Origin of the sequence: Dyella sp. LX-66, assembly GCF_018599165.1 — a bacterium.
Classification (GTDB): domain Bacteria; phylum Pseudomonadota; class Gammaproteobacteria; order Xanthomonadales; family Rhodanobacteraceae; genus Dyella_D; species Dyella_D marensis.
In genome coordinates, this window is sequence record NZ_JAHFVJ010000004.1 from 455,715 (window position 1) to 471,477 (window position 15,763).

Sequence of the window (15,763 nt, forward strand, 5' to 3'; positions counted from 1 at the left end):
AGTGATGCTGGGCATCTCCGGCGGCGTGGACTCCTCGGTCGCCGCCCTGCTGCTGCAACAGGCCGGCCACGAGGTCGAAGGCCTGTTCATGCAGAACTGGGAAGAAGACGACCGCGCCGGCCCCTGCACCGCCGACGCCGACCGCAAGGACGCCGTCGCGGTCTGCGGCCGGCTGGGCATTCCTTTCCACGCGCGCAACTTCGCCGCCGAATACTGGGACGGCGTGTTCGAGCATTTCCTCGCCGAATACCGCGCCGGCCGCACGCCGAACCCGGACGTGCTGTGCAACCGCGAAATCAAGTTCAAGACCTTCCTCGACGAAGCGCGCGCGCTCGGCGCGGACAAAATCGCCACCGGCCACTACGCCCGCGTGGACGAACGCGACGGGCAGCACCGCCTGCTGCGCGCGGTGGACGCCGGCAAGGACCAGACCTATTTCCTGCATGCGCTGGGCCAGCAGCAGCTTGCGGCCACGCTGTTCCCGGTCGGCGAGATCGAGAAATCCGCGGTGCGCCGCATGGCCCTGGACGCGGCCCTGCCGACGCACGCGAAGAAGGATTCCACCGGCATCTGCTTTATCGGCGAGCGCGATTTCCGCGAATTCCTGAGCCAGTACATCCCCGCCCGCCCCGGCGAGATGCGCACGCCCGAGGGCGCGCGCGTCGGCGAGCACCAGGGCGTCATGTACTACACGCTGGGCCAGCGCAACGGCCTGGGTATCGGCGGCCGCCAGGGCGCCAGCGGCGACGCCTGGTACGTGGTGGGCAAGGACGTGCGCGCCAACGTGCTGTACGTGGCCCAGGGCGGCGAGAACCACTGGCTGCATTCGCAGCGCCTGTATGCCGACGCGCCCACCTGGGTGGCCGGCGCCGCGCCCGCCGGCGAATTCCGCTGCACCGCCAAGACGCGCTACCGCCAGCACGACCAGGCCTGCACCGTGCGCGTCGACGCCGCCGGCGTGGAAGTGCGTTTCGACGAAGCCCAGCGCGCCGTCACACCCGGCCAGTCCGTAGTTTTCTACGATGGCGAGGCTTGCCTGGGCGGCGCCGTGATCGCCCGCACCGACGCTCCCTACGGCGGCTGGAACGCCGCCCCCGTCCCCGAAGAGTCCGCACAACGTGTTTGAAACCTATGCCATGACCGAAGAGCGCGTGCTCGCGCTGGCCGGCCTGTTCCAGGCCGCCGCGCTCACCCAGCAACTGGCCAACGACGGGCGCTGCGACGAGAGCGCGTTCGAGAGCAGTGTCGGCAGCGTGTTCCGCATCGACGCCCCGTCGGTGGTCGGCGTCTACGGCAATGTCGGCGGCGTGCGCCTGGGCCTGCGCCAGCTGATCGCCCAGCTGGACGACACCGGCCGCGACATGGGCGTCACCCGCATGGCCGTCACCGTGATGCGGCTGGAGCGCAGCCTGTCGCGCAACCGCCAGCTGCTGGACGACCTGCAGAAAGGCATCGTCGCCGCGCAGCGCCAGGTCGAGCACTTCGGCCAGGACTCGCCGCAGGTGGTCAAGCGCCTGGCCGAGCTGTACGCGTCCACCCTGTCCACACTGAAGCCGCGCGTGATGGTCACCGGCAATCCGCAGCAGCTGCAGCAGCCCAAGGTGGTGGAGAAGGTGCGCGCCAGCCTGCTGGCGGCGGTGCGTTCGGCGGTGCTGTGGCGGCAGATCGGCGGGCGCCAGTGGCAGCTGCTGTTCTACCGGCGCCAGTGCAGCATGCTGGCGCGGGGCTTGTTGACCGGGGTGACGCTGGACAACGGCTGACGCCGCTCAGGCGGCGTCGATCACCCTCAACCCATCACCCTCAACCCCGGCCGCTGCTTCGCCAGCTTGCGCAGCAGCTCCGCAAACGCCTGCAGGTCAGCCTCCCATGGCGAGGCCTCGCGCCAGTACAGCACGATCTCGCGCCCCGGCGCCTGCCCCTTGAACTTGGCCAGCGCCACTTCCGGCATCGAGGCCAGCCGCTCGTGCGCCAGCGCCGGCACCAGGGCGTAGCCGCCGCGCAGGCCGACCAGGGCGGCCAGGCTTTCCAGGCTTACGTCTTGTACATGGCCGCCGCCGAGCACGTCGTCGGCGCGGCTTTCCGCCATCAGGGTGGCGTCGGCGGCGTCGAGCTGTTCCAGCGTCAGGGTGCGGCGGCCGGCCAGCGGATGGTCGGCGCGCAGCATCACTTCCCAGGGTTCGAAGAACAGCGGACGCATGGCGATGCCGCTCACCGGCGGCGACGGCTGCGCCAGCACCGCATCGAGCTCGCCTTCCTGCAGGCGACGCAGCAGGCCGCGCGGCTTGCCCTCCGACAGGCTCAGCTGGGCGCCGGGAAAATGCTGCGGAAACGGCGCGATCAGATGCGGCAGCAGATACGGCCCCAAGGTGGCCAGCACGCCCAGGCGCAGTTCGCCGCCGAAGGCGGTCTCGCCGGCGCGTGCGGCCTGCTGCAGATGGTCGGCCGCCAGCAGCACCGCATCGATCTGTTCCAGCAGGCGCTGCCCGCCGGCGGTGGGCACCACCCTGCGGCCGCCGCGCTCGAACAGCGGCGTGCCCAGCGCCTGCTCCACTTTCTGCACCTGGTGCGACAGGCCCGAGGGGCTGATGTGCATGGCGCGCGCGGCGCTGTTGAAGCTGCCGTGGCGGCGCACGGCCTGGACCAGGATCAGGTCGCGCAGCGAGACGGCCGATAAGTGAGTGGAAATCATCCTGCTGCCCGCGCCTCGCCGCCGAAGCCCCGCATCGAGGCGGCGCAAAGCATAAACGACGAAGCCCGGCACGGGGCCGGGCTTCGTTCGAGAACGCAGAACCTGGGCGTAGGTTGGGGTGAGCCGAAGGCGAACCCCAACAAGCGCCGCAGGTTGCCGCCGCGTTGGGGTTCGCTGTGCTCACCCCAACCTACACTGGCGTTTCTCAGGCCGTGACGGTATCGGCAACATCCTTGAAATCGGCAATCTGATCGAAGTTCATATAGCGATAGATCTTCTCGCCATTCGCATTGATCACGCCGATATCCGCCATGTACTCCTCCTTGGTCGGGATGCGGCCCAGGCGCGAGCAGATCGCCGCCAGTTCCGCCGAGCCGAGGTACACGTTGGTGTTCTTGCCCAGGCGGTTGGGGAAGTTGCGCGTGCTGGTGGACATCACCGTGGCGCCTTCGCGCACCTGCGCCTGGTTGCCCATGCACAGCGAGCAGCCCGGCATTTCCATGCGCGCGCCGGCGGTGCCGAGCACGCCGTAGTGGCCTTCCTCGGTGAGCTGCTGCTGGTCCATCTTGGTCGGCGGGGCCACCCACAGGCGGGTCGGGATGTCGCGCTTGCCTTCCAGCAGCTTCGACGCTGCCCGGAAATGACCGATATTGGTCATGCAGGAACCGATGAACACCTCGTCGATCTTCGCGCCGGCCACGTCGGACAGCGACTTCACGTCGTCCGGGTCGTTCGGGCAGGCCACGATCGGCTCGTGCACGTCGGCCAGGTCGATCTCGATCACCGCGGCGTACTCGGCGTCCGCATCCGGCTCCAGCAGCTGCGGGTTGGCCAGCCACTCTTCCATCTTCTTGATGCGGCGGGACAGCGAGCGGGCGTCCTGGTAGCCCTGGGCGATCATGTACTTCAGCAGGGTGATGTTGCTGTTGAGGTATTCGATGATCGGCGCCTTGTCCAGGCGCACGGTGCAGCCGGCAGCGGAGCGCTCGGCCGAGGCGTCGGACAGCTCGAACGCCTGCTCCACCTTCAGGTTCGGCAGACCTTCGATCTCCAGGATGCGGCCGGAGAAGATGTTCTGCTTGCCCTGCTTGGCAACCGTGAGCAGGCCCTGCTTGATGGCGTACAGCGGAATGGCGTTGACCAGGTCGCGCAAGGTGACGCCCGGCTGCAGCTCGCCCTTGAAGCGCACCAGCACCGACTCGGGCATGTCCAGCGGCATCACGCCGGTGGCGGCGGCGAAGGCCACCAGGCCGGAGCCGGCCGGGAAGGAAATACCGATCGGGAAACGCGTGTGGCTGTCGCCGCCGGTGCCGACGGTGTCGGGCAGCAGCATGCGGTTGAGCCAGGAGTGGATGACGCCGTCGCCCGGACGCAGGCTGATGCCGCCGCGGGTGGAGATGAAGGCGGGCAGCTCGTGGTGGGTCTTCACGTCGACCGGCTTCGGATACGCCGCGGTGTGGCAGAACGACTGCATCACCAGGTCGGAGGAGAAGCCCAGGCAGGCCAGGTCCTTCAGCTCGTCGCGGGTCATCGGGCCGGTGGTGTCCTGCGAACCGACCGAGGTCATCTTCGGCTCGCAATAAGTGCCCGGGCGCACGCCCTCGCCTTCGGCCAGGCCGCAGGCGCGGCCGACCATCTTCTGCGCGAGGGTGTAGCCCTTGCCGGTGTCGGCCGGGTTCTGCGGCAGGCGGAACAGCGTGGACGGGGCCAGGCCCAGCGCCTCGCGCGCCTTGGCGGTGAGGCCGCGGCCGATGATCAGCGGAATGCGGCCGCCGGCGCGCACTTCGTCGAACAGCACGTCGGACTTCACCTGGAACTCGGCGATCACCTCGCCGTTCTTCAGCGCCTTGCCCTCGTACGGGCGCAGCTCGACCACGTCGCCCATGTCCATCTTCGACACGTCGAGTTCGATCGGCAGCGCGCCGGCGTCTTCCATGGTGTTGTAGAAGATCGGGGCGATCTTGCTGCCCAGGCACACGCCGCCGAAGCGCTTGTTCGGGATGAAGGGGATGTCCTCGCCGGTCCACCACAGCACCGAGTTGGTGGCGGACTTGCGGCTGGAGCCGGTGCCGACCACATCGCCCACGTAGGCGACCAGATGGCCCTGCTTGGCCAGGTCCTGGATCTGCTGGATCGGGCCGCGCTTGCCGTCTTCTTCCGGCTGGAACGGCGCGCCTTCGCGCTTGTTCTTCAGCATGGCCAGCGCGTGCAGCGGGATGTCCGGGCGGGTGGTGGCGTCGGGGGCCGGCGACAGGTCGTCGGTATTGGTCTCGCCCGGCACCTTGAACACGGTGATGGTCAGGCTCGGCGGCACTTCCGGACGGCTGGTGAACCACTCGGCGTCGGCCCAGCTCTGCAGCACGCTCTTGGCGTTCGCATTGCCCTTGTCGGCCTTTTCCTTCACGTCATGGAAGGAGTCGAACATCAGCAGGGTCTTCTTCAGCGCATCGGCGGCGATGCCGCCCACCTGCGCGTCGTCCAGCAGTTCGATCAGCGGATGGATGTTGTAGCCGCCCAGCATGGTGCCGAGCAGCTCGGTCGCCTTCTCGCGGCTGAGCAGCGGGCAGGCTTCCTTGCCGAACGCCACGGCGGCCAGGTACGAGGCCTTGACCTTGGCCGCGTCGTCCACGCCGGCCGGCACGCGGTTGCTGATCAGGTCGACCAGGACGGCTTCCTCGCCCGCGGGCGGATTCTTCAGCAGCTCGATCAGGTCGGCGGTCTGCTGGGCCGTCAGCGGCAGCGCGGGGATCCCGAGGGCGGCGCGCTCGGCGACGTGTTGGCGATAGGCGTTGAGCATGTGGTTCTCGTCCGTTGGCGTGGCGGGAAGCGGAACGGCCGACCGGTTGGCAAGAGGCTGCGAAGCCAGTGCCCAAGCCGCTTCCGGAGGTCGTTTCAGCCGCATATTTTGCCAGCCGCACGCCATCTGCCGCAACGCAAGACGTTGTTTCCGCCTGCGTTCGATATCTTGCAATGACGGCAGGGGCAAATCGCCGGCCCGGTAACTTGCGCGTAGCGTCGTTTGCCTCAAACTCCCCGGAATCGGCAGAACGGAAGGCCCGCTTTGCGCCTGATGCTCACGCCGGCTGCTCTAGGATCCCTCCGCGACGCCACCTCAGCGCCGCGACCCCAAGCAACAGGAGTTCAACCCATGCTGGATTCATTCGCCACCCGCGACACCCTCAAGGTCAACGGCAGCTCGTACCAGATCGCCAGCCTCGCCAAGCTCGGCCAGCGCTTCGACATCAAGCACCTGCCCTACTCGATGAAGATCCTGCTGGAGAACCTGTTGCGCCACGAGGACGGCGTCAACGTCACCGCCAAGGAAATCGAAGCGGTCGCGCGCTGGAACCCGAAGGCCGAGCCGGATACCGAGATCGCCTTCATGCCCGCGCGCGTGGTGCTGCAAGACTTCACCGGCGTGCCCTGCGTGGTCGACCTGGCGGCGATGCGCGACGCGGTGGTGAAGCTCGGCGGCGATGCCAAGCAGATCAATCCGCTGGCGCCGGCGGAGCTCGTGATCGATCACTCGGTGCAGGTCGACGTGTACGGTTCGGAATCCGCGCTGGAACAGAACGTGGCGATCGAGTTCCAGCGCAACCAGGAGCGTTACGCCTTCCTGCGCTGGGGCCAGAAGGCGTTCGACAACTTCAAGGTGGTGCCGCCGCGCACCGGCATCGTGCACCAGGTGAATCTGGAATACCTCGGCCGCGTGGTGTTCACCGGCGAGAAGGACGGCCAGCCCTGGGCGTATCCGGACACCGTGTTCGGCACCGACTCGCACACCACCATGATCAACGGCGTGGGCGTGCTGGGCTGGGGCGTGGGCGGCATCGAAGCCGAGGCGGCCATGCTGGGCCAGCCGTCGTCGATGCTGATTCCGCAGGTGGTGGGCTTCAAGCTCACCGGCAAGCTTGCCGAAGGCGTGACCGCCACCGACCTGGTGCTCACCGTCACCCAGATGCTGCGCAAGCTCGGCGTGGTGGGCAAGTTCGTGGAGTTCTTCGGCCCGGGCCTGAAGGATCTGGCGCTGGCCGACCGCGCCACCATCGGCAACATGGCGCCGGAATACGGCGCCACCTGCGGCATCTTCCCGATCGACCAGGAAGCGCTGAACTACCTGCGCCTGTCCGGCCGCAGCGAAGAGCAGATCGAGCTGGTCAAGTCCTACGCGCAGGCGCAGGGCCTGTGGCACGACGAGAACACCCCGCACGCGCAGTTCACCACCACGCTGGAACTGGACCTCGGCGACGTGCGCCCCTCGCTGGCCGGCCCCAAGCGCCCGCAGGACCGCGTGCTGCTGCAGGACGTCGAAAAGAGCTTCCGCGACGCGCTCGGTCCGCTCACCGCGAACCGCCGTCCGCGCAATGGCGACACCTCGAACTTCATTAATGAAGGCGGCTCCTCCGCGATCGGCAATCCCGCCAATGCGGTTTCCGAAAGCGGCGTGCTGGTGGAGAAGGACGGCGAGAATTTCCGTCTGTCCGACGGCGCGGTGGTGATCGCCGCGATCACGTCCTGCACCAATACCTCCAACCCTGCCGTGATGCTCGCCGCCGGCCTGCTCGCCAAGAAAGCCGCGGCCAAGGGCCTGAAGGCGCAGCCGTGGGTGAAGACCTCGCTCGGGCCGGGTTCGAAGGTGGTCACCGATTACCTCGAGCAGACCGGCCTGCTGAAGGAGCTGGAGAAGGTCGGTTTCTACGTGGTCGGCTATGGCTGCACCACGTGTATCGGCAACTCCGGCCCGCTGCCGGCGGAAATCAGCAAGGGCATTGCCGAGGGCGACCTCGCGGTGGCGTCGGTGCTGTCGGGCAACCGCAACTTCGAAGGCCGCGTGCACCCGGAAGTGAAGATGAACTACCTCGCCTCGCCGCCGCTGGTGGTGGCGTATGCGCTGGCCGGTTCGCTCGACGTGGATCTGAGCAAGGAACCGCTCGGCACCGGCAGCGACGGCAAGCCGGTTTACTTGAAGGACATCTGGCCGAGCAACCAGGAGATCTCCGACACCATCGCCGGCGCGATCAACCCGGCCATGTTCGCCAAGAACTACGCCGACGTGTTCAAGGGCGACGACCGCTGGAACCACATCGCCTCGCCGGACGGCTCGGTGTACCAGTGGGGCGATTCCACCTACATCAAGAACCCGCCCTACTTCGACGGCATGACGCGCGAAGTCGGCAAGGTGGAGGACATCCACGGCGCCCGCGTACTCGGCCTGTTCGGCGACTCCATCACCACCGACCACATCTCGCCGGCCGGCTCGATCAAGAAGGACAGCCCGGCGGGCCGCTTCCTGATCGGCAAGGGCGTGGAACCGAAGGACTTCAACTCCTACGGCTCGCGCCGCGGCAACGACGACGTGATGGTGCGCGGCACCTTCGCCAACATCCGCATCAAGAACCTGATGCTGGACGGCGTCGAAGGCGGCTACACCCTGCACATCCCCAGCGGCGAGCAGCTGGCGATCTACGACGCGGCGATGAAGTACAAGGCCGAGCACACGCCGCTGGTGGTGCTGGCCGGCAAGGAATACGGCACCGGCTCCTCGCGCGACTGGGCGGCCAAGGGCACCTTGCTGCTGGGGGTCAAGGCGGTGATCGCCGAGAGCTTCGAGCGCATCCACCGCTCCAATCTGGTCGGCATGGGCGTGCTGCCCTGCCAGTTCGAGGATGGCCAGAGCGCACAGTCGCTGGGCCTGACCGGCAAGGAAGTGTTCGACGTCACCGGCTTGAACGACGGCGAGTCGAAGGTGGCCAAGGTCACCGCCACCGCGCCGGACGGCAGCAGGAAGGAGTTCACCGTGAAGGTGCTGCTGCTGACGCCGAAGGAGCGGGAGTTCTTCCGCCACGGCGGCATCCTGCAGTACGTGCTGCGGCAGCTGGCGGGGAAGAAAGCAGCCTGAGGGTTCTCAGTCCTCACGTTCGAATCCTTCTCCCTCCGGGAGAAGGTGGCGGCAGCCGGATGAGGGTACGGGCGGAGTGCAACGCACCGCTCCGCCCGTACCCTCACCCCAACCCCTCTCCCGACGGGAGAGGGGCTCAACGTTGCAGCACTACAACTGCTGTTCCCAGCTGGCAGTAAAGCAGCGCCACTCGCGCCCTTCCCTGCGCCAGCCCGTCTCCACCTTGAACATGCCCAGTTCCGCCGGGAACAGCTTGCCGCCGCTGCCCAGGGTGACGGTGAAGCGCGCCACGTAGCGGTCGCCGCGCGGCTCCACCTCGATCGGGCCGAGCACGGCATGCACGCTCTCGCCGCGGAACTTCGCCAGGCGCAGCAGGTTGCCCAGGTCCTTGGCGCTCATCGCGCCGCCATTGCCGTCGAAGTCCTCGCTCAGCACGCCGGTGAGCGCGCCGGCATCGGCGTCGGCCGCGGCGGTGCGCGCGGCCTCGATGGACTGGCGGATGCGCACCTCGTCGGGCGCGCGCCGGCAGCCGGCCATAGCCACTGCCAGCACCGCGAAAAACAGCAGAAAAACCAGCTTGCGCATCGACCGATCACCCCTCGAAAAACCCGCTGCAACGCGGCTTGCCGCTGTACGCGGGCGTATGCTCCAATGCCCTGTGACCATGATGCCCGATGCGCGCGCGCGGCGGCATTCGATACCAGGAGCAGGGATACAACATGAGCAACGAGCGTCCGTGGCTGGCTAATTATCCGGAAGGCGTACCCGCGCAGATCGATCTCAACGCCTACGCTTCCGTCGCCGCGGTGCTGGAGGAAGCCTTCTCGAAGTTCCGCGACCGCCCCGCCTTCCACAGCTTCGGCAAGGAACTGAGCTACGGCGAGATCGACGAGCTGAGCCGCCACTTCGCCGGCTACCTCACCGGCGTGCTCAAACTGGTCAAGGGCGATCGCATCGCGATCATGATGCCCAACGTGCTGCAGTACCCCATCGCGCTGTTCGGCGCGCTGCGCGCCGGCCTGGTAGTGGTCAACACCAATCCGCTGTACACCGCGCGCGAGCTTAAGCACCAGCTCGAAGACGCCGGCGCCAAGGCGCTGGTGGTGATGGACAACTTCGGCGCCACCGTGCAGCAGGTGGTGGCGGAGACACAGGTCAAGCACATCGTCACCACCGGCCTGGGCGACCTGCTCGGGCTGAAGGGCAAGGTGATGAACCTGGTGGTGAAGTACGTCAAGAAGATGGTGCCCGACTACCACCTGCCGCACGCCGTGCGCTTCCGCGACGCGCTGGCGCAGGGCGCCGCGCATCCGGTGCCGAAGGTAGAGCTCAGCCACAGCGACCTGGCCTTCCTGCAGTACACCGGCGGCACCACCGGCGTGGCCAAGGGCGCCATGCTGTCGCACGGCAATATGGTGGCGAACATGCTGCAGGCCGGTGCCTGGATCGGCACCAATGCCAAGGAGGGCGAAGAGGTGATCATCACCGCCCTGCCGCTGTATCACATCTTCTCGCTCACGGCGAACGGCCTGGTGTTCACGCGCCTGGGCGGCCTGAACTGGCTGATCACCAATCCGCGCGACATGCCGGCCTTCGTCAAGGAACTGAAGAAGTCGCGCTTCACCGCGCTCACCGGCGTCAACACGCTGTTCAACGGCCTGCTCAATACGCCGGGCTTCGACCGGGTGGATTTCTCGCGCCTGCATCTGAGCCTGGGCGGCGGCATGGCGGTGCAGCGCGCGGTGGCCGAGCGCTGGAAGAAAGTCACCGGCGTGACCCTGGCCGAAGCCTATGGCCTGACCGAGACCTCGCCCGCGGCCTGCATCAATCCGCTGGACCTGAAGGACTACAACGCCTCGATCGGCCTGCCGATTCCTTCCACCGACGTGGCGATCTGGTCGGAGGAAGGCCAGCCGCTGCCGTTCGGCGAAGTGGGCGAGCTGATGGTGAAGGGCCCGCAGGTGATGCAGGGCTACTGGCAGCGCCCGGACGAGACCATCAAGGTGCTCGGCGCCGACGGCTGGCTGCACACCGGCGACATCGCGCGCATGGACGAGAACGGCTACGTCTATATCGTCGACCGCAAGAAGGACATGATCCTTGTGTCCGGCTTCAACGTGTATCCGAACGAGGTCGAGGACATCGTCATGACCCATCCGGGCGTGGCCGAAGTGGCCGCGGTGGGCGTGCCGGACGAGCATTCCGGCGAAGTGGTGAAGCTGTTCGTGGTGCGCAAGGACCCGAACCTGACGGTGGAAGCGCTGAAGGAGTTCTGCCGCGCCAACCTCACCGGCTACAAGCGGCCCAAGCTGATCGAATTCCGCGATGCGCTGCCCAAGAGCAACGTGGGCAAGATCCTCCGCCGCGAACTGCGCGACGAGAAGAAGCCGGCCGCCTCGGCGGCCTGATGGACTTAAGTCATGAACCAGCGAGGAGCCTGTCCTCCCCAGGGAGTTCGGACAGGCTCCAGGCTGCTTCGCCCGCGCCGATCCACGCGGGATTCCGCAAGCGGCTGCCGCGACGAATCAATCGTCGTGCCACGTCTCCAGGATGTCGGCGTAGCCGCCCAGCAGATTCCATAGCGGAACCTGCTTGTCCTCCGGTATGCGCGTGTACGCGAAACCGATGTGCCGGTCCGAGATGCGCTTCACCTGGGCCTCCAGGTGGATGTGCAGGTCGTGGCCGAAAATCATGTCCAGCATCCAGCTCTGCCCTACTTCGCCCTGCCATCCCAGCGGGCGGCGCAGCAGCGCGCCGGTGGCCGAGATGTCTACCAGTTCCGTCGGCTGTGACTGGCTGCCGCGGCTCATCAGTACGGTCGTCTCGATGCGCATCCGCGCGGGGCGCAGCTGCTCCGGACCATCGCTATGGTGTTTGCCGCCGGCTTTGGTCATGCCTTTCCCTCCCATCCCCGCTGCTGTGCAGCGTCATCCAACTTATTCGCGGCAGGCACTAGTGCCCGTGAAATGGACCCCCGCCGCGTATGCGGCCTATCCCCCGCGCCGATCAAACTGCCCTTACCGTGGCGTAAAGCAAGCGCCGTGCCACGTCGTAATATTCTGCCGGCGACGTGTCCGGAACCCATCAGCACGCGGGATTCGGCCATTTCCCGCCGTTTTGCGGGCGCTTTGAAGCCGTGCCCGCTTCCATCGGGCGTTTCCATTTCATCGGCGCCAATGCCCGGGTCAGACGCGGCGGGTCACATGCTGCCCTTGCGATGTGGACGATCGAGCCGTCCCAAACCACGCATCCGCGGCATTCTGCCGATGCACCCGCACGCTTGGTAGGCCGTACGCATACTGGACTTGGCCGCATGCAGCCGTTAACCTTGATCGCACGTGGGTTACAGGGTGCGCCTGCCGTTCGAGCCAGACGCCGCCGGAGCACCCGCCCGACACCCAGCAGACCTCCTGTTCACGCCGTGGCGCAGTTCAACGCGCGGCCCGGCTTGCCGTTCGCCGTGGATTGCCTCCCGGTCCGGTAGCAGGAATTGTTCACGGCCAGCCTGACCGATGCCGCCGCAGGCGCGGTTTCATCATGCGGAGCCGTGACGGACGCCAGAGCGCCCGTGGTGATCGAGCCTCAAGGAGTTTCACGGGTGACCGCCGGATGGCCGCCGCCCGAGAGCGGGGGACAGCCTCAGCGAATGCCGGTGGAATCGAACGGTTCCGAACGTGTTGAACGCACTGCAAGCCCTCATGGGCGGCCCAACGACATGCATTGATGAGCACTGAGCCAGTCGAGCCTCAGCCGGTGGCAGCACCGCAGGACGCTTTCGCGTCGGTACCGCAACAGCAGGAAATGCCGCTGGCCATCGTGCGCGGCGAACCCGTGCTGCAGATGCCGCAGGACCTGTACATCCCGCCGGATGCGCTGGAAGTCATCCTGGAGGCGTTCGAAGGCCCGCTGGACCTGCTGCTGTACCTGATCCGCCGGCAGAACCTGGACATCCTGGACATCCCGATCGCCGAGATCACCCGGCAGTATCTGGAATACATCGACATGATGCGGGACATGCGGCTGGAACTGGCCGCCGAGTACCTGCTGATGGCCGCGATCCTGGCCGAGATCAAGTCGCGGCTGCTGCTGCCGCGGCCGCCGGTGGAAGAAGGCGTCGAGGAAGATCCGCGCGCCGAGCTGGTGCGCAGACTGCAGGAATACGAGCGCTTCAAGCGCGCGGCGGAGGACATCGATGCCCTGCCCCGCGTGGAGCGCGACACGGTGGTGGTGCACGCCGACAGCGGCGAGCGCACCGTGATCAAGCTGCCGCCGCCGCTGGACCTGAAGGAACTGCTGCTGGCGCTGAAGGACGTACTGCACCGCGCCGAGCTGTTCGGGCATCACGCCATCCGGCGCGAGGCGCTCAGCGTGCGCCAGCGCATGGGCGAGCTGCTGGGCAAGCTCGGCGACGCCAGCTTTCACCGCTTCGATACGCTGTTCGACCCCAGCGAAGGGCGGCTCGGCGTGGTGGTCACCTTCCTGGCCATGCTGGAACTGGCCAAGGAAATGCTGGTGGAAATCGTGCAGGAAGAGCCGCTGGCTCCGATCTATGTGAAGGCGAAGGTCACCCAGGCCGAGGAATCCGTCGAAGACGACACGCCCGCGCAGGCGTCCGCCGCCGATTGACCCCCGAACCCATCCAGGCACTCTCAACCGAGCATCCTCAACCGATCAGGCCATGCAGATCGAGCAACTGAAGAACATCATCGAGGCGGCCCTGCTCGCCGCCACCCAGCCGCTCACCGTGCAGCAGCTGGGCGACCTCTTCGGCGAGGAAGACGAGGTCGACCGCGAGCAGTTGTCGCGCGCGCTGGAAGCGCTGGCGGAAGATTGCGCCGGCCGCGGCGTCGAGCTGCGCGAGGTGGCCTCCGGCTTCCGCTACCAGGTGCGCCAGGAGGTCCATCCGTGGATCTCGCGCATGTGGACGGAAAAACCCAGCCGCTACTCGCGCGCCCTGCTGGAAACGCTGGCGCTGATCGCCTACCGCCAGCCGATCACCCGTCCGGAGATCGAGCAGATCCGCGGCGTGGTGGTGTCCTCCAACATCATCAAGACGATGGAGGAGCGCGAGTGGATCCGCGTGGTCGGCTACCGCGACGTGCCCGGCAAGCCCGCGCTGTTCGGCACCACCCGCGCCTTCCTCGACTACTTCAACCTGAAGTCGCTGGACGAGCTGCCGCCGCTGTCGGAAATCCGCGACATGGAAGACCCGCAGCTGCGCTTTATCGAAGACCTGCCGGCGCGCGTGATCCGCGACCTGCCGATCGATCCGGAAGCCGAGGCCGAGGAACGCGCCAAGGCTGAGGCCGAAGCTGAGGCTGCAGCCCAGGCCGAAGAGAACGGCACCGAAGCGGCGGCCGGCAACGAAGACGAGGCTCCCGGCCGCACCGAAGGCGAAGAGGAATTCCACGTCTCGGGCCAGCCGGAAGCCGCCAGCGAAATCACCGAACCGGCAGCGCCCGCCGCACCGGTCGAAGAACACCAGGAGGCCGCTGCCGTCGAGGCCGCGACTCCCGTCACCGGCGAGGACCACCCCGCCGCATCATCCACCCCCACTGCCGCCGAGGCAGCGAACGAAGCGGACGCCAGCGATGGCGACGCCACGAAAGACACCGAGGAGTACCGCGCATGAATGCGCCGCAGAAATCCGTTTTGACCCTCAAGCGCGACACGCGCACCACCGACGCGCCCGCCCTGGAAGAACGCCTGCACAAGGTGCTGGCCAACGCGGGCCTGGGCTCGCGCCGCATGCTCGAGCAGCGCATCCAGGCCGGCGAAGTCGAAGTCAACGGCAGCGCCGCCGGCATCGGCGCCAGCGTGCACGCCGGCGACCGCGTGGTGGTGGACGGCAAGCAGTTCGTGGTCGCCACCGACAACCGCGACGAGACCGAAGTGCTGGTCTACCACAAGCCCGAAGGCGTGGTGACCACCCGCGAAGACCCCGAAGGCCGCCCCACCGTGTTCGAACAGCTGCCGCGCCTGAAGGGTGCGCGCTGGGTCGCCGTGGGCCGCCTGGACATCAACACCACCGGCCTGCTCCTGCTCACCACCGACGGCGAGCTGGCCAATGCGCTGATGCATCCGCGCAGCGGCCTGGTGCGCGAATACCTGTGCCGCGTGCATGGCGAGGTGCCGGACGAAATCATCGAAAAGCTGAAGGCCGGCGTGGAGCTGGAAGACGGCCCCGCCCGCTTCGACGAGATCGCCGTGATCAGCCGCGGCGGCAGCCACAGCTGGTTCCGCGTGGTGATCCGCGAAGGCCGCAACCGCGAAGTGCGCCGCCTGTGGGATTCGCAGGGCTTCCTGGTCAGCCGCCTCAAGCGCATCCGCTACGGCAGCGTGGAGCTGTCGCGCACCCTGCGCCGCGGCGACTGCGAGGCGCTGGGCGAAGAAGCAGTGAAGGAACTGCGCCAGGCCAGCGGCCTGGGCGCGCCGCAGCCGGTGCTCACCCTGAGCCCCGTGCTGCACCAGCGCCGCGCCACCCGCAACGTCACCGAGTACCGCCCCGAGCGCGGCGCCGGCGGCGCGTGGAGCGGCGGCTACCAGGACGAAGCGCGCGAACTGCGCGCCTACGACCGCATCCGCGAGGAACCGGCACGCGGCAAGCAGCAGCGCCGCCGTCCGGGCAAGGAAGTGAACGGCAACGTCGCCCGCCCCGAGCGCGGCGGTCCCAATGCGAATGCCGGCCGCCGCAAGACCGGCGGCAAGCGCGGCGTCGCGCCGGGCCAGGAACTGCCCTCGGTGCGCACCTGGTTCGCCGGCGAAAGCCGCGAAGGCGGTGGTGGCGGCCAGGGCCAGGGCTACGGCGGCGGCAATCGCCGCAGCGGCGGCGGTGGCGGCAAGCGCGGCCCCGGCGGCCAGGCGCAAGGCGGCGGCAATCCCTACGGCGGCTTCGGCGGCGGTGGCGGCGGCAACCGCAGCTACGGCGGCGGTGGCGGCCATGGCGGCGGCTACGGCGGCGGCCAGGGTGGTCAGGGCGGCAAGGGTGGACGTCCGCAGGCACGCAGCGGCGGCGCTCGTCCGGGCGGCCAGGGCGGCGGTGGCGGGCGTCCGGGCCAGGGCGGCGGCAATCGCTCCGGCCAGGGCGGCGGCAACCGTCACGGCGGCGGTGGCGGCGGGCGTCCGCAGGGCGGCGGCCGCGGCGGTCCGCGCGGCGGCAATCGCTGAGCCAAGCC

The 15,763-nt window shown here is 67.9% G+C and carries 11 protein-coding genes; 7 read left to right on the forward strand and 4 right to left on the reverse strand.

Annotated features, from left to right (window positions below; translation table 11 throughout):
• The first annotated feature begins 4 nt into the window (after positions 1 to 4).
• A complete protein-coding gene (mnmA, locus tag KK141_RS10800) occupies positions 5 to 1,126 on the forward strand; it encodes a tRNA 2-thiouridine(34) synthase MnmA (protein ID WP_214572126.1) in 1,122 nt (373 codons plus the stop codon).
• A gap of 10 nt (positions 1,127 to 1,136) precedes the next feature.
• Positions 1,137 to 1,760, forward strand: a complete 624-nt coding sequence (gene hflD, locus KK141_RS10805; RefSeq protein WP_214572068.1) for a high frequency lysogenization protein HflD — start codon at positions 1,137 to 1,139, stop codon at positions 1,758 to 1,760.
• Between the two features lie 26 nt (positions 1,761 to 1,786).
• On the opposite strand, the gene KK141_RS10810 is transcribed toward hflD, so the two are convergent.
• Complete coding sequence (locus KK141_RS10810) at positions 1,787 to 2,689, reverse strand: LysR family transcriptional regulator (protein WP_214572067.1); 903 nt, start codon at positions 2,687 to 2,689, stop codon at positions 1,787 to 1,789.
• Positions 2,690 to 2,894: 205 nt separating this feature from the next.
• Complete coding sequence (gene acnB, locus KK141_RS10815; RefSeq protein WP_214572066.1) at positions 2,895 to 5,486, reverse strand: bifunctional aconitate hydratase 2/2-methylisocitrate dehydratase; 2,592 nt, start codon at positions 5,484 to 5,486, stop codon at positions 2,895 to 2,897.
• Between the two features lie 351 nt (positions 5,487 to 5,837).
• Between acnB and acnA the strand changes: the two genes are divergently transcribed.
• Complete coding sequence (gene acnA, locus KK141_RS10820) at positions 5,838 to 8,588, forward strand: aconitate hydratase AcnA (RefSeq protein WP_214572065.1); 2,751 nt, start codon at positions 5,838 to 5,840, stop codon at positions 8,586 to 8,588.
• 150 nt (positions 8,589 to 8,738) lie between these two features.
• On the opposite strand, the gene KK141_RS10825 is transcribed toward acnA, so the two are convergent.
• Positions 8,739 to 9,173 carry a hypothetical protein gene (locus KK141_RS10825; protein ID WP_214572064.1) on the reverse strand — a complete coding sequence of 145 codons (435 nt, stop codon included), beginning with the start codon at positions 9,171 to 9,173 and terminating at the stop codon, positions 8,739 to 8,741.
• Between the two features lie 134 nt (positions 9,174 to 9,307).
• On the opposite strand from KK141_RS10825, the gene KK141_RS10830 reads away from it, so the two are divergent.
• Complete coding sequence (locus KK141_RS10830; RefSeq protein ID WP_214572063.1) at positions 9,308 to 10,996, forward strand: AMP-binding protein; 1,689 nt, start codon at positions 9,308 to 9,310, stop codon at positions 10,994 to 10,996.
• A gap of 117 nt (positions 10,997 to 11,113) precedes the next feature.
• Here the strand turns inward: KK141_RS10830 and KK141_RS10835 are convergent, their stop codons facing one another.
• Entirely contained in the window at positions 11,114 to 11,482 is a 369-nt protein-coding gene (locus KK141_RS10835) for a PilZ domain-containing protein (protein WP_214572062.1), read from the reverse strand.
• Between the two features lie 829 nt (positions 11,483 to 12,311).
• Here KK141_RS10835 and KK141_RS10840 point away from each other — a divergent pair.
• From KK141_RS10840 to KK141_RS10850, 3 genes are read left to right on the forward strand one after another with little or no spacing between them, the layout of a single operon-like run.
• Positions 12,312 to 13,214, forward strand: a complete 903-nt coding sequence (locus KK141_RS10840; RefSeq protein ID WP_214572061.1) for a ScpA family protein — start codon at positions 12,312 to 12,314, stop codon at positions 13,212 to 13,214.
• A 52-nt stretch (positions 13,215 to 13,266) separates the two neighbouring features.
• A complete protein-coding gene (scpB, locus tag KK141_RS10845; RefSeq protein ID WP_214572060.1) occupies positions 13,267 to 14,220 on the forward strand; it encodes an SMC-Scp complex subunit ScpB in 954 nt (317 codons plus the stop codon).
• The gene (locus tag KK141_RS10850; protein ID WP_214572059.1) at positions 14,217 to 15,755 is read left to right on the forward strand and encodes a pseudouridine synthase; all 1,539 of its coding nucleotides are present in this window, start codon (positions 14,217 to 14,219) and stop codon (positions 15,753 to 15,755) included. Before scpB ends, KK141_RS10850 begins: the two co-directional genes overlap by 4 nt.
• Positions 15,756 to 15,763 lie beyond the last annotated feature (8 nt).